The organism is Arthrobacter sp. GQ119, from assembly GCF_059759125.1.
Map to the genome: position 1 here is coordinate 59,788 of NZ_JCAXEA010000016.1, position 17,466 is coordinate 77,253.

At 63.0% G+C, this 17,466-nt stretch carries 16 protein-coding genes and 1 pseudogene; 6 read left to right on the forward strand and 11 right to left on the reverse strand.

Annotation, left to right across the window (positions count from 1 at the left end):
• Window positions 1-304: 304 nt before the first annotated feature.
• The 5 genes from AC6CH3_RS15435 to AC6CH3_RS15455 all read right to left on the reverse strand — a co-directional run bounded on the left by AC6CH3_RS15435 (window position 305) and on the right by AC6CH3_RS15455 (window position 4,140).
• Window positions 305-958 carry a helicase associated domain-containing protein gene (locus AC6CH3_RS15435; protein WP_498133249.1) on the reverse strand — a complete coding sequence of 218 codons (654 nt, stop codon included), beginning with the start codon at window positions 956-958 and terminating at the stop codon, window positions 305-307.
• 64 nt (window positions 959-1,022) lie between these two features.
• Complete coding sequence (locus AC6CH3_RS15440; RefSeq protein ID WP_498133250.1) at window positions 1,023-1,244, reverse strand: hypothetical protein; 222 nt, start codon at window positions 1,242-1,244, stop codon at window positions 1,023-1,025.
• A 496-nt stretch (window positions 1,245-1,740) separates the two neighbouring features.
• Window positions 1,741-2,127, reverse strand: coding sequence for a hypothetical protein (locus AC6CH3_RS15445; protein WP_498133251.1), 387 nt, complete (start codon window positions 2,125-2,127; stop codon window positions 1,741-1,743).
• 685 nt (window positions 2,128-2,812) lie between these two features.
• Entirely contained in the window at window positions 2,813-3,616 is an 804-nt protein-coding gene (locus tag AC6CH3_RS15450) for a DUF6338 family protein (protein WP_498133252.1), read from the reverse strand.
• Between the two features lie 365 nt (window positions 3,617-3,981).
• Window positions 3,982-4,140: a hypothetical protein gene (locus AC6CH3_RS15455; RefSeq protein WP_498133253.1), complete on the reverse strand. Its 159-nt coding sequence runs from the start codon at window positions 4,138-4,140 to the stop codon at window positions 3,982-3,984.
• A 163-nt stretch (window positions 4,141-4,303) separates the two neighbouring features.
• On the opposite strand from AC6CH3_RS15455, the gene AC6CH3_RS15460 reads away from it, so the two are divergent.
• Complete coding sequence (locus tag AC6CH3_RS15460) at window positions 4,304-5,542, forward strand: AlbA family DNA-binding domain-containing protein (RefSeq protein WP_498133254.1); 1,239 nt, start codon at window positions 4,304-4,306, stop codon at window positions 5,540-5,542.
• Window positions 5,543-5,596: 54 nt separating this feature from the next.
• Here AC6CH3_RS15460 and AC6CH3_RS15465 read toward each other — a convergent pair whose 3' ends face one another.
• Window positions 5,597-6,133 (reverse strand): hypothetical protein, encoded by a 537-nt coding sequence (locus AC6CH3_RS15465; RefSeq protein WP_498133255.1) that lies wholly within the window; start codon window positions 6,131-6,133, stop codon window positions 5,597-5,599.
• A gap of 1,797 nt (window positions 6,134-7,930) precedes the next feature.
• Here AC6CH3_RS15465 and AC6CH3_RS15470 point away from each other — a divergent pair.
• Complete coding sequence (locus tag AC6CH3_RS15470) at window positions 7,931-8,950, forward strand: ComEC/Rec2 family competence protein (RefSeq protein ID WP_498133316.1); 1,020 nt, start codon at window positions 7,931-7,933, stop codon at window positions 8,948-8,950.
• On the opposite strand, the pseudogene AC6CH3_RS15475 reads toward AC6CH3_RS15470, so the two are convergent.
• Both AC6CH3_RS15475 and AC6CH3_RS15480 read right to left on the reverse strand, forming a co-directional pair.
• Window positions 8,864-9,202, reverse strand: a pseudogene (locus tag AC6CH3_RS15475) (transposase); the annotation flags it as partial. The gene AC6CH3_RS15470 and the pseudogene AC6CH3_RS15475 overlap by 87 nt on opposite strands.
• A 327-nt stretch (window positions 9,203-9,529) precedes the next feature.
• Window positions 9,530-10,600, reverse strand: a complete 1,071-nt coding sequence (locus tag AC6CH3_RS15480; protein WP_498133256.1) for an alpha/beta hydrolase — start codon at window positions 10,598-10,600, stop codon at window positions 9,530-9,532.
• Between the two features lie 62 nt (window positions 10,601-10,662).
• Between AC6CH3_RS15480 and AC6CH3_RS15485 the strand changes: the two genes are divergently transcribed.
• From AC6CH3_RS15485 to AC6CH3_RS15500, 4 genes are all read left to right on the forward strand, one after another.
• A complete protein-coding gene (locus AC6CH3_RS15485) occupies window positions 10,663-10,929 on the forward strand; it encodes a hypothetical protein (RefSeq protein WP_498133257.1) in 267 nt (88 codons plus the stop codon).
• Window positions 10,930-11,103: 174 nt separating this feature from the next.
• Entirely contained in the window at window positions 11,104-12,051 is a 948-nt protein-coding gene (locus AC6CH3_RS15490) for a ComEC/Rec2 family competence protein (protein WP_498133258.1), read from the forward strand.
• 50 nt (window positions 12,052-12,101) lie between these two features.
• Window positions 12,102-12,647, forward strand: a complete 546-nt coding sequence (locus AC6CH3_RS15495; RefSeq protein ID WP_498133259.1) for a hypothetical protein — start codon at window positions 12,102-12,104, stop codon at window positions 12,645-12,647.
• A 635-nt stretch (window positions 12,648-13,282) separates the two neighbouring features.
• On the forward strand, window positions 13,283-14,149 hold the full coding sequence (locus AC6CH3_RS15500; protein WP_498133260.1) for an alpha/beta fold hydrolase: 867 nt from the start codon (window positions 13,283-13,285) through the stop codon (window positions 14,147-14,149).
• 1,249 nt (window positions 14,150-15,398) lie between these two features.
• Here the strand turns inward: AC6CH3_RS15500 and AC6CH3_RS15505 are convergent.
• Genes AC6CH3_RS15505 through AC6CH3_RS15515 form a run of 3 tightly spaced genes read right to left on the reverse strand, consistent with a single transcriptional unit; the run spans window position 15,399 to window position 17,463 of the window.
• Entirely contained in the window at window positions 15,399-15,806 is a 408-nt protein-coding gene (locus AC6CH3_RS15505) for a Fur family transcriptional regulator (protein ID WP_498133261.1), read from the reverse strand.
• A gap of 2 nt (window positions 15,807-15,808) precedes the next feature.
• Entirely contained in the window at window positions 15,809-16,723 is a 915-nt protein-coding gene (locus AC6CH3_RS15510) for a metal ABC transporter permease (RefSeq protein WP_498133262.1), read from the reverse strand.
• Window positions 16,723-17,463 carry a metal ABC transporter ATP-binding protein gene (locus tag AC6CH3_RS15515; RefSeq protein WP_498133263.1) on the reverse strand — a complete coding sequence of 247 codons (741 nt, stop codon included), beginning with the start codon at window positions 17,461-17,463 and terminating at the stop codon, window positions 16,723-16,725. Before AC6CH3_RS15515 ends, AC6CH3_RS15510 begins: the two co-directional genes overlap by 1 nt.
• Window positions 17,464-17,466: the final 3 nt, after the last annotated feature.

Sequence of the window (17,466 nt, forward strand, 5' to 3'; positions counted from 1 at the left end):
GCGGTGATAATGCCGGCGCTGCGCCGATCAGGGATACTCTCACCTTCGAATCAAGCCTGTTGCGACGATGGTTGGATACCGCCCTGTCCCAACCAATGAATGACACGCCGCCGGTCGACTGAGCCAGGATCGCCTGGATTCCCGGGCGTGGAGAGACTCCGCACGCCGATCGCTGCGCTGGTGAGCGTGGCGGCTCCTCAGCTGACGGCCTTCTTCATGAGCACGCTGCTCCTTGGGTTCATACGGCGGCCAGTTTGAGCTGTGCGGAGGCTCCACTGGCCCCCAGTGGGCGGGGCACAACCCGCTAGGGTTTGGGCTTCCTGCCGCGCGTCCTTCCGACCCGCCACCCCGGGACGGCGTTGTCCAGCGCCTCCGCCCTGGCGGGGGCGAGTTCGCCGCGGCGCAGCATGAACCGCTGCGTATGGAGCCACACGCCGAGCCCATGCTCTTCGCCGGTGGCCGTTGCCTTGTGGCGCGGCCAGTCCTGCCCGGAGGCCCGGTACGCCGCCAGGGCCGCGAGCTGGTCCTGCCACCGGGCCTGTTCGGCCACCGCCCGGGGGACGCCCCGCCACGCCGGCAGCATGCCCAGAACTTCGTCCAGCGCGGGCGCCAATGTCCCGTCGGCGGCTTCACGGCGGCGCCACTGAAGCCACTCGGCCAGCGTCCGTTCCGAGACGTCGTCTGAGCTTCTGGACGGGTACCCGCCGGTATCCTGCACAAACGCCACAAGCTGCTGCACCCGTTCCGCGACCTGTGCCGTGAGCCGGGCGGGTTTCCGGCTCGCCGTTTCATGTTCGCGCTGCAGCCCAGGGTCGAGTCTACGCGCGAGCCCGAGGTGGTAGCCCACGGTCGCCGGCGCGGCACGGGTGAGGTCGGCGATCTGGCCACGGGTCAGTCCCTTCCGGTACATGAGCACCCACTCCTGGTAAGGAGCGCCGCGTCGCGGAGTCGTCGTCATGGCTTTATCCTGCCAAAGTCCGGCCAGATTCTTCGCGCTTCCGCTGCATGCAGGGACACGGGAGCTATGTGGTCTGCTGGCTGTCAGTATCCGGGAATTCACGGAGCGTGGCCGCTACGGCCCTAACGGCGGCCGGGTCTTCCGCCCAAGGCCGGCCCGTCCGCGTGCAGGCCTGGAAGCTGGTCACTTTCGAGGCTTTGGCTGCCTCAACGAGTTCGTCCCACGCGCACCGCAGATCCTCCAGGAGTTCCGGTGACAAGGGCTCATCCTGGGTTACGGCAGCCACGGGAGCGGTCACCTTAGGGGCCGTGGCTGCAGCTTTTCGCTGAAAGAGATTTCTGAGGCCCATTTCTATCTCCCTTCTGACAACGGGGAGCGTATGGCCAGGCTTCACGAAGGCTTCCAGCAGACGGCGGCGCAGTCATTTGATCCCCCAATAGTCGAGCTTCCATTCTGATCGGCACGACAGCTTAGTGTCCATCCATCACTCTTGGGCAACCGCGTGTTCGCAGGGCTCGCACCCCTTCGGGCGTCCGCTTCTCGGCGGGCTATTGGGTCCAGTGCGCCGCCGCAGAGCTCCGGCCCCCTGGACGGCAGAAGTTACAGCACAGGACGCACGGGTGCACGTCATCACAGTTCACCAATGCTATCGAGCGTGTACGCGGGTGGACTAGCGAAGTGACACGATCACATGCAGCAGCAGTCGTTGGATCGTCAGGGAGCGCTTTACCGACGCATCAGAAGTAGACACGTTTGACGTGCGCCGAGGCGCTCGCAGTCTGTTAGACCGAGTACGGCCAAGTCCAAGCAACGCCCTCTTGGGGTTCGAAGGCCACCGAGCCCTTGGACGTCGACACATCCAGTAAGACTATGCCATTGAGTTTCTCGCCTTTGCCTACGTGGTCGGGCAGCAACACAGTGCTATCGCTCAGGCAGTTGTGGCTGAAATTCGAATCCACGGTGTTCATCCGTGTCCCGTTAGCCGCATATCCCCGCCAGTAGTAAGGAGAAAAGCTGATCATTCCGGGTGCGCCGTTGATGATCAGCGGCCCCTCGAAGCTGGGCGTTGTCTCGATTTCCACAGCCACCGCAATAGCCTGTCCCTTAGGTGGGGCTGCATACGGGGCGTCGCAGGTGACCGCTTTGATTGAGGTGACCTTGAATTTCATGGTTATAGAGTCGCCGGCGTCGGCAGTCCCCATACCGGCTGTCTCGCCGATTTTCTTGATGATCTGGCCGCGTTCATTGGTTTTTGGGGTTGCGCTTGCCGTTGCTGTAGGCGTGGGGGTGGGGGTCGGCGTTGATGCCGGAGGGACGGAGACCGTCGGTGCTGCCTGGGGCTGTGGGCCGGAGCATGCCGTGAGCAATAGGGCCAAGAGGGCAGTGCCAGCGACGATGCGAGACGTATTCATTTTTCCCCATGATGTAAGAAGTGACGAGATGCCGTAATCGTAGAGGCAGCTGCTGACACTTTTGAATCCGTGACCAGCGCGTCCACCACTAACCCCGTTTGCACCCACGGTCGAGAGCGACAGCGGTGTGCACGGGGGACCGATCGATCTTCCAACCCGAGAAGGGCGGCCCTCCCCGGGCTGATGGCCGGCCAATACTGGGGGTCCGGAGGGCTCGCGGACGGCAAGAAGCTCTAGCGAAAACTGCGACGGTATCTTACGGCCATCGTTAGGATCGGCGCACTTCGCCCGCATCGAGGCTGCGCTGAACACGCCGACCCTGAAGCTGCTGGACCGCAAGTCCGTCGGCGTACATACCCCTCTTGAACCGCATCGACATGCTCATTCAACAGGGAATTGACCACCTTCCTCCCGCTGCTGCAGTCCTTCACGTCTTGGGCCTCTACGTGGGGGCGTGCGGAGTCTGAGACCTGACCGGAGGAAGCATTCTTCGCAAAATGCCTTTCAACCGTTCTGGAAAGCTGGAGCTTTTTGGGTAGTAACCTATTTGGGGTTTAGTGCGGATGTATTTGACAGCAACAAAATCTACATCTTCAGCTCGAATCATAACAAGGGAATAGTCAAAATCCTGAACCTCTCCATCAGCATAGGTATATTTTACAGGCCGAAGAGTGAGTGCCCATTCGGAGGAGCTGTCCGCGATGCTGTAGCTGTAAAGATATCCCTCAACCAGCGCGCCGTTCTTTAACCTCGCGTGGACATATGTCGAGGTGCCTCTCCGTCCGATCAGAAGCGTCTGCCAGGTCGTTTGTTCCCGATCTACGAGCTTACGGCTGTCGAAGTACGGGTCCCTAAGGCGGAGAAACAGGTCATGGGATTTCTTTCCGCCTAGAAGCCACCCCAGCCACGTTCCTGCCAGCAGGGCCGCCACTAGTACGAGGAAGAAAAATTGCGAGTCATTCCGAATGAGTTGCGTTGAATCGAGTACGAGCAGGCTCAACCAGTTTCGGATATCCGCGCTAAACAACCCAGTCAGCACTGCAAGCAGGAAAACAGTACCGATGCAGAGCACGCTCACAAAGACAATTGTGGCTGACTCGCGGAAAGCTGATCTTCGAGATGGAGGGCGGTGCGCTTCTCGAGCAGCCGAGTAGGCAAGACCAGGAAAAAGTAAATATATATAGAAAAGTGCCTCCAAGAGATTCTTTGGCAAGTGCCCCTCCTCATCGTGGATTTGATCAGGCATGCAGGCCTATGATGGCACTTGAATGCCACGAGCAACAGGAGGTACGGGGCGTATGAATGGACTCCCCCTCGGAGAAGAGGGTAAGCAGTTCCCAGACAGGCGCGTCCCAGACAAGCGCGCCGACGCTCCGGCAGGCTCAGACGACGAGCCAAAGGAGTACGACTCGCCCGCTGATGGTGGGGGGCTCAGGCCGGAAAAGCCGAAGCCCAAAGAGCGCTGAGCAAGTATTTAGGGTGAACGTCGAGTTTCACTTTGCCCGCAGAGCGGGCCGCCTGGGGTTAACCTCTGTTGGTGCGGTCTGTGGCTGTACTCACGTTGTGCCTGTGCACCCCGGGGGAGGCGCTAACGACTCCAAATCCACCGGGTCACGTTCGCAACTGTGGCCAAGCAGAGCGGCGCTGCGATGGCCGGGCGGACAACCCTGCGGAGTCGCCCAGGGAGCCATCCTCGTCGGGTGCCGACGGAAGGCCCAGCAGGCCCAGAAGGTGCATGGCGTTGGTGTTGCTGACGTTCAGGTCCGGCATTGGCAAGTGCCGCGGTGTCCGGTCTTTAACCAGCGACTCTCTAACCAGCAGCGTCTCCTCCGTTATGCAGCGAGCTCATGGCAGTCGGCCTTTGTGAAGGTCTGGCCCGCCAGGGAAGCAGCGCCAGCCCCGAGCCGGCCATCAGGGGTGGGAGAATTCACCCATGGCCTTCACCCCGTTGCACCGCGCCCTAGGACTTCAACCTTCCGACCTGACGTTTACGATGCTGCAAAGCGCCATCGAGCAGCAGGTGAGGGAAAAGGGCGACCTGGATTGGAAGGAAAGACTGCCCGACAACCGCAACCCCAAAGCCCCTGAGGAGTTCGTCAAGGACGTTGCGGCCATGGTCAACGGCGGAGGAGGGATGATCGTCTACGGCGTTGCGGAGGATCGTGCCAGCAGCGCGGCGAAGGAGATAGTTCCTGTCGACGCCTGGACGGATGTCATAGAGCGGAAACTAAGGGGCTGGGCGTACTCCCTGATCCAGCCGCCGGTCCACGGCCTGGAGTTCACTTCCCTGGAAGAGACCGGCAATGATTCCCGTGTCGTCGTCCTGACAGTTCCGGCAAGTCTGGAGACACCTCACTTCGCCATGAAGGACGATGCACTCAGGGCCCCACGGCGGTATGGTGCCCAGACTGTCTTCATGAGTGAACGGGACATCGAGCAGGCCTACCGCACACGCTTCGAGGACCGGCGGAACAACGCCAGGAACCTATCGGATCTCCTGGAACAAACGACGACCGGTGTTGGCGAAGACGGCGTCTGGCTAGCAGCGGCCGCGCGTCCCGCCAGTCCTCGGCCTGCGTACGCGGGACGGATCGACCGGGAAGATGCCCAGCAGATTCTTGCTTCGCTTATGCACACGAACCCCTTCCTGAATGCCCGGCACGGGTTCGAATATGCCGGCCTGGATCCACGCCCGGGGTACCGGAAATGGCGCTCGATCAGCAACCCCGGGGGACAGATTTTTGGAATCGTAGACATCCACGACGATGGCAGCGTGAGCCTGGCTCATAGAGCATCCATCGGAAGAGACGACTGGGACCCGGATACCGACGTCCACGTCATGGATGCCCAACAGCTCCCGGCCCATATCGTCCACCTTGCAAGAGCTGTAGCCGAGCGGATGGACATGACCAGCGATTACGAGATCAGCATAGTTATGAGCGGCCGAGGCAGCGAGCCCATATTCATTAGGACCTTCGAGATGGGGATCAAGCACCTACGGAGCCGGGACCAACTTATTGCCATCCACAAATTCCACCCTGTCACAGGGGTTCTTGCCGCGAACATTCCTGCTGCTGAGGCACTGGAGACAATCCGCAGCCTGGCCTTGGACATCATGAACCAGGGAGGATCCCCGGCTTTGGGAAGGCTTTATCTAAAAGAGCAGCTTTGAGCTGGTAACTGCGGATCCGCCTGCCTGCGGACCCGTCGGTCTAGCGCTTTGAGCCTAAGATCGCGGCCCAGAGCAGGTACCGACCGGTTTGGATTCTCCCCCCTGGCCTTCCGTGATGCGCCGCAGCATGTTTGCCGGCAGGATGGCGGAGTCTGCGGCTATCCCGGCGTAGCGGCGGTTTATCGTTGCGCCATGTTTGACGCCCTGAGCTTGTTCGATCGCCGCGCGCACGAGTTTGCGGAGTGCAGCATTCTCCGAACCGGCAAGATCGACCTCGACCACTCGTTCCAAGCGGTTCTTCGTGCTGGCTACTGGTGGCTCTGCTTCGCCGTCGAATAAGTGCCGTTCCCGGACATACGCAGCCTCAGAAAGGCGTTCCAGGATGATCACGCAGTCATTGCCCACATTACGGTAGTCCTGCTCAGTTCTTGCGTTCTGGAAATGCCGCCGGAGTTCCGTGATTTCTTCGTCTACCCGGGTCCAACCGGTTCGAGGGTGCGACGTTACAGGAGCGGCGAGAGTCGAGGCGACGGTACCTGCCTCCAAATCCGCTAGCTGTTCGTGCAAAGGATCGAACAGCTCCGAGAGCATCTGCCGACGTGCCTGCCAAGAATTGGACCGTTGTTGCTTTTCCAGTAGCCGTAGAATCCGTCGAAATCATAGAAGGGGGGCCGGAAGTCAACGCCCAAGCGCTTCAGCACCGCCCTTAGGGCAGCCATCACCGCACGGGACTCATGGACCGAGATCCTGGGATTATTTTCAGTGCCGCGATTTCGATACTCGTCACGGACGAGTCTGGCCAAGGGGACGGCGATTTCGACATCAGTAGCAGAATGAAGGGGTCCTGCGTGGACTCGCTCTATAAGATCGGTGTTCAGCGTCTCCTGTTGACGGGCCCAAACATCGGCGGCCTCTGCCTCTTCGAAAAAGTCGTTCTCTCGCACCCTGAAGTCTAGATAATCCCGGCCTGCCACTGTTCTGCGACCACAGCATGTCGCCACAAAGTCAGAGCGAGCACCTAGCGGACGCTACCTGTGGACAATCTCGCCGCACGGTAGATCTCCGGGGTTGACAAGCGCGGTTGGCGAAATGCGTCGGGCTGATTGCATCGCCGGCTGGATGAGCCACAGCCCGCCTTCTTCCACTTCTGCCGCGCCACATGCCTATGCAAAGGGGGGGCTGGTCGGAAAGAACTTTCGCCGCCCATCCCTGAGTTCGGAGTTGGGGCGATCTTTGCCGCTGTCACTGGTCATGCCCATGCAGCGCGGGGGAGAGGGGTTCACGACCCAGGACAACGGGGTCACCCGGCCGCGGCCATTGCACATATCCATCTACGATGTCGCGCATGCCACCGCCCGTACCGGTGCCGGTCAATGCCAGGTCTGGCCGCACCAGCAGCGGCCTTCCTTGTGCTCCTGGATGACGAGGACCCGTTCCTCTCCGAGCAGGATGATGTCTTCGTAGCTGAGCATGGCTCCAGTGCAGCATCAGCGGCCGGCTGCCGGTAGGGGAGTCGTTGAGTATGTGGAAAACAGCTGCGATCTCAGCCCCTGCGGGCGGGCGTCTAGCGATGGAAGCGTGCCATCGAGTGCGCGGCAGCGTCTTCTTCGGCATGTCCCCTGCTCAGGTCGTGGGCGCGATGCGGTAAGTCTGGCCATTTCCGCCCGGCTCCTTTACGTGAGCGGGGAGATGCCAAGGCGTCAGGCATCTCCTCTCTTTTCCGTCGCGGGGTCGGAACTCGAGAGTTAGTGAACATGTGGTGGTCGCAGTGGAATGGGGCTGTTTGTGTTGATTTAGCAGGCATCTTTTCTCCTCGTTTATGAGCGAAAAACATACCCCTCACATAGACCCCCGGGAGCAGGCAAGACTATGCACGATCGGTGGGGCGGCGAACTTCGCCCGATCGCGGTGACGCTGCGCCGCGGTGACCATTCGAGCCTGTCCACTCGGACTCCCGGGCGACAACATTTCGGGAGACAATCGGCGGCGCACTTGTTGAAAGCGGCCTCCGCCGGACACGGGTGATCGTGACCGAGCTCGAGCCCGCGTCCCACGCGATGATCATCCATGCCGCCTGATTGCTCCTACATCAGTCGGCCGCTGGTTGGTTGAGCGGGCACGATGCGACCGGGAGCCTATGCCGACCCACCTCGTTCGTGAACGTTCGTCAGTCAAACTCCTCTCAGATGGTCTCTCGCAAGGGCGCTATCGTCCTCCGGTGAAGCTGGGCACGGTCGACTTGATCGCCGTGCAATGGGCCTACTGAGTGCCGAGAACCTTGCCTGAACAGGGGAAACACCGGTCTGAAACGACCCACCTCCTGTTTCAACATTCACCGGCGCCAACTGCAGTCTAATCCTTGGAGCCCTGTTGCTGGCGGCGCGCAGCGTGCGGCTCGGACGGCTTCCTGCGGCTGCCTTGGCCCTGGCAGGCCTGGGGCTCTTTGTGCTGATGGTTGGCCCGGACGCCAGTGTCCTGCGGGCGTCGCTGATGGGTGCGATCGCCCTGGCGTCCCTTGCCGGCGGACGAGGAGGGCGCGGTCTGAGTTTCCTGTGCCTGGCGGTCATCGGGCTTCTGCTCATCGACCCCGGGCTCGGCACGAGCTTCGGATTCCTGCTGTCGGTCCTGGCCACCCTGGGCATCATCGTGCTGGGCCGGCAGATCGTGTCGTGGATTCCACGTGTCATTCCGCGCTGGATGGCAGCCGGGGCAGCTGTGCCGTTGTCCGCCCAGCTGTTGTGCGGCCCCGTCGTGGTGCTGCTGCAGCCACAGTTCGCCACGTATTCCCTGCTTGCCAACGTATTGGCGGCACCGCTGATTGCGCCGGTCACGATCCTGGGGACCGCGGCGGTGCCGCTTGTTCCGCTGCTGCCGTGGCTTGCAGCGCCATTGATCGGGGCTGCCGGGCTTTTCGCGGCTGGAGTGGCCGGCGTGGCCAGGTTCATGGCTGGGTTGCCGGGTGCGGCCCCGCCGTGGCCGGAGGGCCCCTTCGGACTGTTCACCATGGTGCTGTTTTCCGTTCTGAACGTGTTGCTCGTCTGGTTGGCGGTGAGTCCGGCCCGGACCGTGGGGCTTGTCTTTGCCGCGCATGGCGCCATCGCTGAAATGCTGGAGCGGATCGCGCGGACGTGCCAGCGGACCGGATCCTCCCGCACCGGCCGCACCGGCCGCACCGCCGTGCGCGGCTTGGTGCACCGGGTGCGCCATGGTTGCCGTAGAGGCAGCAATATGTATCCCGGAAGGAACCTGGAGCGGCCGCTGCCCAGACCCAACGATCCAGGAAGACGTGTCCGTTATTCAGCCGATGCCCCGCGTCATTTAGCTGAACAGCTCCGGGTTAGTCACGGTGCGTTCGAAGAACCGGGACACTGTCGCGTTCGAGGGCAGCTGACCGAAGAGCCCGGGTGATGACCTGAGGATGTCCACGTCCGAGGCATGTTCGCCGCCGGCGGCGAGCATCGCCGCAAGGGATCCGAGCACACGGCCGGGACGGTGCCGTGCGCCGGGAGGAACGAACTGGCCAAGCCGCTCTTCGCACAACCTGCCAAAGCCCAGAGCGTCCATAAATCCGGTGAGGACTTTGACCCCGGCGTGGGAGACGAGCGACTGGCCGGTGAAAGAGACCGGAAGTGACGGGAAAACAAGGCTAAGATTAGACACCGGAAGGGTGCTCCTTCGCTCGGCAAAATAACGGTCTCGACAACCACTATTTTCCCAGCTCAGAGCACCCTTCCCCTGGTTTAACACGCACCCAGGAACGCCACCTCATGAAAACCCGGGGCTAGTGGAATATCCGACGCTACCGTTCCGTTTGGCTTCTCTGGTGGGAGTCCGTGCAATGGGAAAAGTTGGATACTGAGGCAGGTGTGCACGGGAATGTTCTCTTGCGGCGTCTGGACGCCTTCCGCCGGGGACTTCCACCTGGCCATTGACTGAAGCGTGTGGGGTGAGCGGCCGAAACGCGCGTGTACTCGGCGTCCTGAGCCGTCACGGGCACCCGGTCGCCTCGCCGCGGCCAGCCACGTCGACGAGGGCGCCGATGAGTTCGGGACCCAGCGCCAGTGCTGCATCGTTGTGGTTCGCCGCCGCTACCTCCACCTCGATGACGTAGTTTCCGGCGTCCCGGGCCGCCTGGGCCACGTCCCGGCTCTGCTGTGGGGGCACGATGGTGTCCGCGCTCCCGTAGACCACGGCGGTCGGGATGTCCGCTCGCGCTACGTTCTCGCGTACTGGGTAGTGATCGCGGAGCATCCAGCCCACTGGCACGCCGTAGGCTGCCCGGCCGGCGTCGGCGAGCGAGGTAAAAGGTGAGCGCAGCAGCATCGCGGCTGGAGGGTGCTCGGTGGCGAGCTCCGTGACCACGCCGGCGCCGATGCTCTCCCCGAAATAGACGAGCGAGCCGGCCGGCACTCCTGCCGCACCTGTCAGAAACTCGCGAGCGGCACGGACATCGCGCGCGAGACCGTCCTCGGTTGGGTGCCCGGGATTCGCCGCGTAACCGCGATAGTCGAAGAGCAGCACGCCGAACCCAAGCTCGCTGATCGCTCGTCCCAGCCCTGCCCGATAAGCCCGGTTGCCGCCGTTGCCCGGTGCGACGAGCACGGTCGCGCGGCAGCCGTCTGTGGCTGGCAAGTACCAGGCACCGAGCTCGAGGTCGTCACTCGTCGTGAGCGTGACTTCCTGGGCTCCGGGCAACAGCTCGGCGGCCGGGCGTGGCTGGCCGCGGTCGGGAAAATAGATGAGCGAGCGTTGGAAGAACCACGGCATGCCAATCAGGAGCCCGACGACGACGAACACGGTCGCGAGCGGCATGATCCTTCGCACCGTCAACTTTTTCGCCACCGTCTTATGATCCCAGAGCGGTTCGCGCCGCACACGGCACGTGACCCACGACCCGCCAGCGGCCGTCGTTGCGCTTTTGATGTGGCGGCTGTGCGTGAGGCGGTAGCTATCGCAGACATCGAAAAGCTGATGCGCATCGTGAACGGGGCTGTCCGCCAGCCCGCCATCGACGAGGGCCTTCGGCCAACACCGCTGGACTTCATCCAGACCAGACACTGTCAAGTCACCTCGCCGACTCTAGCCGGGGGACTCCCTGTCAGAATTCGGAGCAACTCGCCATGGCTTTCTGGGACCACGTAGACCTCGCCGAAGCCACCGCGCTTGCCGACAGGATCATCCGTGAAGACACGGAGACAACCCCGAACCAGAAGAGGAAGTGGTTGCTCGCCCAGCCCGGCCACACGCATTTGGAGCGGATCCCCTTCACCGAGCGCTTCGGCCGGCAAGAGCAGGGATGGCTGCTGCGCGAAGTACCCGAACCCACGGCTCTCTTTACCGGGGTCGGGAGAACGCAGGTCTGGGGTTCTGGAAGCGTTTTTTCGTAACCGCCCCTCTCCTCAGGACTGGGCTGGAGTGCACGTCATAGTTGCACTACTCCTGATGTCGTTACGAAGATGTGCACGATGTCTTTGTCGGCGGGTGAGACTAGGAGCGATAGCGTAAGCAGCAACCCAGACAGCACAAAGGGGCCAGATCAAGACACACAACTGTCGGAAACTTTGTCTGGGGCCAACTGCAGCCTCGTCCTTGGAGCCCTGTTGCTGGCGGCGCGCAGCGTGCGGCTCGGACGGCTTCCTGCGGCTGCCTTGGCCCTGGCAGGCCTGGGGCTCTTTGTGCTGATGGTTGGTCCGGATGCCAGTGTCCTGCGGGCGTCGCTGATGGGTGCGATCGCCCTGGCGTCCCTTGCCGGCGGACGAGGAGGGCGCGGTCTGAGTTTCCTGTGCCTGGCGGTCATCGGCCTTCTGCTCATCGACCCCGGGCTCGGCACGAGCTTCGGATTCCTGCTGTCGGTCCTGGCCACCCTTGGCATCATCGTGCTGGGCCGGCAGATCGTGTCGTGGATTCCACGTGTCATTCCGCGCTGGATGGCAGCCGGGGCAGCTGTGCCGTTGTCCGCCCAGCTGTTGTGCGGCCCCGTGATCGTGATGCTGCAGCCACAGTTCGCCACGTATTCCCTGCTTGCCAACGTACTGGCGGCACCGCTGATTGCCCCGGTCACGATCCTGGGGACCGCGGCGGTGCCGCTTGTTCCGCTGTTGCCGTGGCTTGCAGCGCCATTGATCGGGGCCGCCGGGCTTTTCGCTGCTGGAGTGGCCGGCGTGGCCAGGTTCATGGCTGGGCTGCCGGGTGCGGCCCCGCCGTGGCCCGAGGGCCCCTTCGGACTGCTCACCATGGTGCTGTTTTCCGTTCTGAACGTGCTGCTCGTCTGGTTGGCGGTGAGTCCGGCCCGGACCGTGGGGCTTGTCTTTGCCGCGCATGGCGCCATCGCTGAAATGCTGGAGCGGATCGTGCGGACGTGCCAGCGGACCGGGTCGTCCCGCGCCGCCGGCACCGCGGTGCGCGGCTTGGGGCAGCAGGTGCAGCACGGCAGGCCCAGAGGCAGCAATATGTATCCCGGGAGGAAATCACAGACGGTTCCATGGCCCCACAAGTTGCGGGACAGATGAGCGCACCAAAGGGCCTATTCCGTCTTCTGCCGTAGGCCTAGGATTCAGGCATGGCAGGGGAGACGCTCAAGCCTGCCCCGCGGGGCCGATGGGAAAAGATCCTGCCACGGTCGTTTGGGCTGCTGGTCTTCTTGGCCACGTCAACGTCCGGCCTGCTCTGTGAAGACTTCGGCTTTTGGGAATCGACGACTATGTCCTTCGGCGCCTTTGGTTTAGGCGCTCTCCTGCTCGTCCGGCTCGCGGCGCCGCAGAGGAAGGATCGGCTGGCACGTGATGCCGAACGAGGCATCATCGAGTGCACCATCCGCTATCCGGATTCCCACCCGGGTTCCATTCGCCACCGGTGGCTGCCCGGGTTCGCCCAGGTCACCCGCGGGGCCATCAGGTTCCAGCCTGACCTTGCGGGTCAAGGTGACCCGGCAGGCACGATCAGACCGTTCTTCGATGTCATCCTCAAGGGGCCCGTCGAACCGCCGACCAAGCGACGCGCGGAGGTGAAGCGTGGCTGGCAGATCGTCGCCCTGGAAACGGACGAGGGGCTACTTCATGTGGCGGCCAGTGATAACAGCCTGAGGCTGCTCGAAGACCGACTCTGAGCGATGTCCTGACGAGACAGCGCTACGGTCCGCCGACCCGTTCACTCCAGGGGGCAGTGGTCGGGGATCAGGTCCTGGGCGACAGCAGCTGGGGGAGCGGTGGTCACCGCTTCATCTAATCATGGAGCCTCGCCAATCCCAGGTACGGTGCACCAGGGATGCATCGACAGATGCTGCCGGAAATGCTGGTCACTGCGGGCAGTCGATGTGGCGGGAACTGGCCGGTAGCCCAGCTGGTGCAGTACTGACAGAGCGCCTCGGCAAGCTGCTTCAACAAAGTCAGAGGCAGTATGAAGGCTCGCCGGCGGCGTCTCCACCGACGCACCTGAAAGGCCAGCCAGACCATTGCAGCGATCGGCAGCAGCGGGAACACGAATTCGTCTTGGTTCATGGCGCCCGCGACGACCAGAGGCGTCTGGACCAGATCCGAGCCATAACCGGGGTCATGCGCGACCTAAAACGGGACCTCTCCCGGAACCCTCAATGAGGCGCAAACCGCCGATGGTGCCGATGCCGGAGCCGTCGTTTCCGTGGCCCGGCGTCCCTGACAACGGCTAGCGCCCCGACGGCGGCGAATGCCATCTTGGACGTGGACTTTTGGGCAGCAAAACTTCATTGCGCCATCATCCGGCTCGATGGACACTATGAACGTCCGGGATGGGACAGATCTCGACAAATCGGAGGGCTCAGCGATGGGAAAGCACCTGCAGGCCGGTGATCTGAACATCTGGACGGAACAAGTGGGGGAAGGCCAGGACGTTCTGCTGATCGGAGGCCTCGGCGACACCGTCGAATCATGGCAGTTTCAGCTGGACGGGCTTGCCGACAGCTACCGCCTCACAGCCTTCGACAACCGGGGGGCCGGCCGGACCGCGAAGCCCGACGGGCCGGTGTCGATCGAGATGTTGGCCGACGATGCAGCCGTCGTCCTTGACCGCTCCGGCGTCTCGTCAGCCCATGTGGCCGGATTCTCCGGCGGAAGTGTCATAGCCCAGGAGTTGGCCCTGCGTCACCCCGAGCTGGTCCGCAGCTTGGTCTTGCAAGGCACGTGGACAGTGATGGATACGTATCTCCGGACTTGGGCGCTCTTCATGAGATGGCTCGTTGAAGTGGCACCCAGCGAGCGGGCCTTCCACGAAGGCCACTTCCTGTTCACCTACACGCCGAGGGCGTACAACGACGGGACTGTCGAGCGGATAATCGACAGCCTGATCGCCTTTCCGCATAAGCAGAGCACCGAGGACATACAGGCATTCATCGACGCCTTCATCGACCACGAAACAACAGACCGCCTCTCCGGACTGAAGGTCCCGACCCTTGTGCTGGCTGGCGGCAACGACCTGATCAGCCGCCCCAATCTTTGCCAAGCCGTGGCCGACAGAATTCCCGGCTCGATCTTTGAAGTCTTCGAGGGCGAGGCCCACCAGCCCTTCCAGGAAATCCCGGAAGTTTGGAATGCACGCGTAAAGGCCTTCTGGCACAGCGTCGAGGATGCAGAATGATGCAGCGTTTATAACAGCAGGCTCAGGAGTCGGGTCGGGACCGCCGGCCGCGTGTCCTGCCTGTCCGCCATCCCGGGACGGCTTCATCCAGGGCTTGGGCCTTTTGGGGATCGAGTTCCCCGCGGCGGGCCTTGTACCTTGGGTGTGCAGCCAGACCCCCAGCTCGTGTTCTTCGCTGGTGATGAATGCTGGAGGGGTAGCGTCCCGTCTCCTGGACCAAGGCCACCAGCTGCTGCATGCGCTCCAGACCCTGAGCCGTCACCGTGGTTTTCCAGACGACAGCCGCATCGTGCGCCTGCGCAGCCCGGGATCCGCAGCGGCCGCGACCCGAAGGTGATAGCCTTCCGTCGAGGCAGGCGCTCTCACGAGCTCCGGCGATCCGTGCCCGGGTGGGGCCGCCCCGGTACACCAGCACCCACTCCGCATTCGGAGCCGCGCCCGCCTCGTCTTCGCCACGAGACCCATCCTGCCAGCTGTGGTGAACTGCCCCAATCATTCCCCAGATGGCAGAGGAGCGTGCCGCATCAGGTCCCGACACCTCCGCCAGCGGATAGCTGACAGGTGTCCTCGCCGCGGCGAGCATGGGCGTCGGCTTTTGCCCAATGGGGAACCGGATTATCGTTCATTGGTACGGTCCGGTGGACGCGAAGCTACGGGATCTATTGGCCCGGTTTCCAAACGTCGATGTTTCAGCCGAGTCAGCCTCCTGTTCTCCAGGGAAAATTATAGATTTTGCCAGCGAGCTGTTGGCCTCAGACCTTGCTGTGAACATCACTTCGGTATCGCCCGGACAAAGTGCAGTTTGGGGACATTGCCCCGCCAATGGTTGATCCGGCCCCGCAATACTGGACGTCGTAAAGCACGCCCGACCGCGACGCTCTACCTAAATAGCCAAGAGTCTTCTCGCGCGTCCACTGAAGGTTCCTCAAACGGACGCGCGGGTCCAGCGACTCATGCCGCACGATCAATCGGAACAGCTGAACGACTACTGGACACTTTGGCGGCAGCTCAACGACAAACCGGGTAGAACAGGCCCTTTCTACGGAACTCTACCTTGACCACGTACGCCTGGGACTCGGCAAGCAGGGGAGATTCTGCCTAAGAAGGACCCGCCTCGTAAGTCAACAATCACTGGCAAGAGAATCTGGAATTTTATATGGTTTCAAAACGGGGCAACTTCGCGCATTTCCGCAGATCAAAGCCGTTTCTATTACCCATCTCCGGACTAATAGCTTGTGACCACCAATGTTCATTTTGAGGTATTCGATGCGCCAGGTTCTTCGCAGGCGGCGCAGATGCCCAGGAGTTCCACGGTGTGAGTGACGGCCGCGAAGCCGTGTTCGCGGGCTATCCGGCTGGCCCAGCGTTCCACCGTGGTCTCAGCGACTTCAACGGTGTGCCCGCACTGGCGGCAGACCAGGTGGTGGTGGTGTTCCTGGCGGTGGCAGCGCCGGTACTGGACCTCGCTGTCCTGGTTGCGGAGCACGTCCACTTCACCGTCCTGGGCCATGGATTGCAGGAGCCGGTAGACCGTGGCCAGCGAGACCGCATCACCGTCCTCAAGCAGCATGGCGTGCAGCTGCTGGGCGCTGCGGAAGCCTGTGGTCCGCCCCAGCATCTCTTCAAGGGCTGAGCGCTGCCGGGTCCGCCGTTCCACTCCTAGGCCCCCTCGCGCAGCCGGACGTCGTCCTCGGCGTCCAGGTGGGGATCAGTGTGGCGCGCCGGCCGCCTGACCAGCGGACGGATGATCGCGACGGCGGCGTAGACGCCGATCGCGAGGACCACGATGGTTGCCCCGGGCGAGAGCCGGTGGAAGTACGTTATGGAAAGCCCGGTAACGCAGACTGCCGCCCCGATGGCCATCGCAGTGCCCATCGTGGCACGGAAGGACTGTGCCGTCAGTTGCGCGATGGCGACCGGGACGATCATCAGTGCTGAGACCAGCAGCACCCCGACGACCCGCATGGACACGGATACAGTAAGTGCCGCGAGGACGGCCACCAGGATGTTCAGGGTCCGGATGGGAAGGCCTGTCGCGCGTGCGAATTCCTCATCATGGCTCAGGGCGAACAGGGCAGGACGCAGGCCCAGGCCGATGCCCAGAATGAGCACGGCCAGACCGGCAGTGAGCCCGACGTCCAGTGCCGTGACGGTGGAGATGGAACCGAAGAGGTAACCGGTCAGGTTTGCGGAGGTGCCGCCGGCGATGCCGATGAGGAGCACGCCGCCGGCGATCCCGCCGTAGAAGAGCAGGGCGAGGGCGACGTCGCCGCTGGTTTTTCCCTTTTCGCGGACGAGTTCGATGAGCACGGCTCCGATGACGGCGGCGACGACGGCCCCGGGGACGGCAAGCACGTCATGGGGGGTGAGCCCCGCGGCGCTGCCGGCCAGCCATCCCATGGCTACACCTGTCAGGGCCACGTGGCCGATTCCGTCACCGAGGAGGGCCAGGCGGCGCTGCACCAGGTAGGTGCCCATCACGGGCGCTGAGATGCCGACCAGCACGGCGACCATGAGCCCTCGCTGCATCAAAGGGCTGGCGAGCATGGTAGTTAGAGCGTCAAGGAAAGCCATCACCACTCCGAACGCAGGTCAGGGACCGTATGCCCGGGCGGGGGTGTGTCCGCGTGGGCGTGCACGTGGTCGTGATCGTGGTGATCGTGTCCGGGCGCAGCTGGTGGGGGCTGACCGTCGAAGATGACCCGGCCGTGGCGCAGCACGACAGCGCGGCTGATCATCCGGGTAAGTTCTCCTAGCTCGTGCAGGACCACCAGGATCGTTGTGCCTTTTGCCTGCATTTCGGCCAGGGTGCGGGCCAGTGCCTCTTTGGAGGCTTTGTCGATCCCGGCCAGCGGTTCATCCAGGATAACCAGGTCCGGATCGCGCACGAGGGCCCGGGCGATGAGGACGCGCTGCTGCTGGCCGCCGGAGAACACCTGCACGCTGTCGTGCGCGCGGTCGGCCAGCCCGACCTGCTCCAGCGCCTCCAGCGATTTCCGCCGGGCGCCACGGCCCGGGCGGAATCGCCGGTTATTCAGCAGCCCGGAGCCCACCACTTCCAGGGCTGTGGCCGGCACTCCGGAGCTGGGGCCCAGCCGTTGGGGAACATAGCCGATCCGTGACCAGGGCACGGACCGGCGTGCTGTTGTGATGTCGGCGCCGTAGAGTTCTGCGGCGCCGGATGTCACGGGGGCGATGCCCATGAGTGCTTTGACCAGCGTGGATTTGCCGGACCCGTTGGCGCCCAGAAGCGCCACGGCTTCTCCGGCCGCGACGGTCAGGTCGATGCCGTGGAGGATGGTTCCGGTTTCCACTGC

Coding starts and splice junctions, on each gene's coding strand:
- AC6CH3_RS15435 (WP_498133249.1), bottom strand. CDS start 958: ATGACGACGACTCCGCGACGCGGCGCTCCTTACCAGGAGTGGGTGCTC.
- AC6CH3_RS15445 (WP_498133251.1), bottom strand. CDS start 2,127: ATGAAATTCAAGGTCACCTCAATCAAAGCGGTCACCTGCGACGCCCCG.
- AC6CH3_RS15450 (WP_498133252.1), bottom strand. CDS start 3,616: ATGCCTGATCAAATCCACGATGAGGAGGGGCACTTGCCAAAGAATCTC.
- AC6CH3_RS15455 (WP_498133253.1), bottom strand. CDS start 4,140: ATGCCGGACCTGAACGTCAGCAACACCAACGCCATGCACCTTCTGGGC.
- AC6CH3_RS15460 (WP_498133254.1), top strand. CDS start 4,304: ATGGCCTTCACCCCGTTGCACCGCGCCCTAGGACTTCAACCTTCCGAC.
- AC6CH3_RS15465 (WP_498133255.1), bottom strand. CDS start 6,133: ATGCTCTCGGAGCTGTTCGATCCTTTGCACGAACAGCTAGCGGATTTG.
- AC6CH3_RS15485 (WP_498133257.1), top strand. CDS start 10,663: ATGGCTTTCTGGGACCACGTAGACCTCGCCGAAGCCACCGCGCTTGCC.
- AC6CH3_RS15495 (WP_498133259.1), top strand. CDS start 12,102: ATGGCAGGGGAGACGCTCAAGCCTGCCCCGCGGGGCCGATGGGAAAAG.
- AC6CH3_RS15500 (WP_498133260.1), top strand. CDS start 13,283: ATGGACACTATGAACGTCCGGGATGGGACAGATCTCGACAAATCGGAG.
- AC6CH3_RS15510 (WP_498133262.1), bottom strand. CDS start 16,723: ATGGCTTTCCTTGACGCTCTAACTACCATGCTCGCCAGCCCTTTGATG.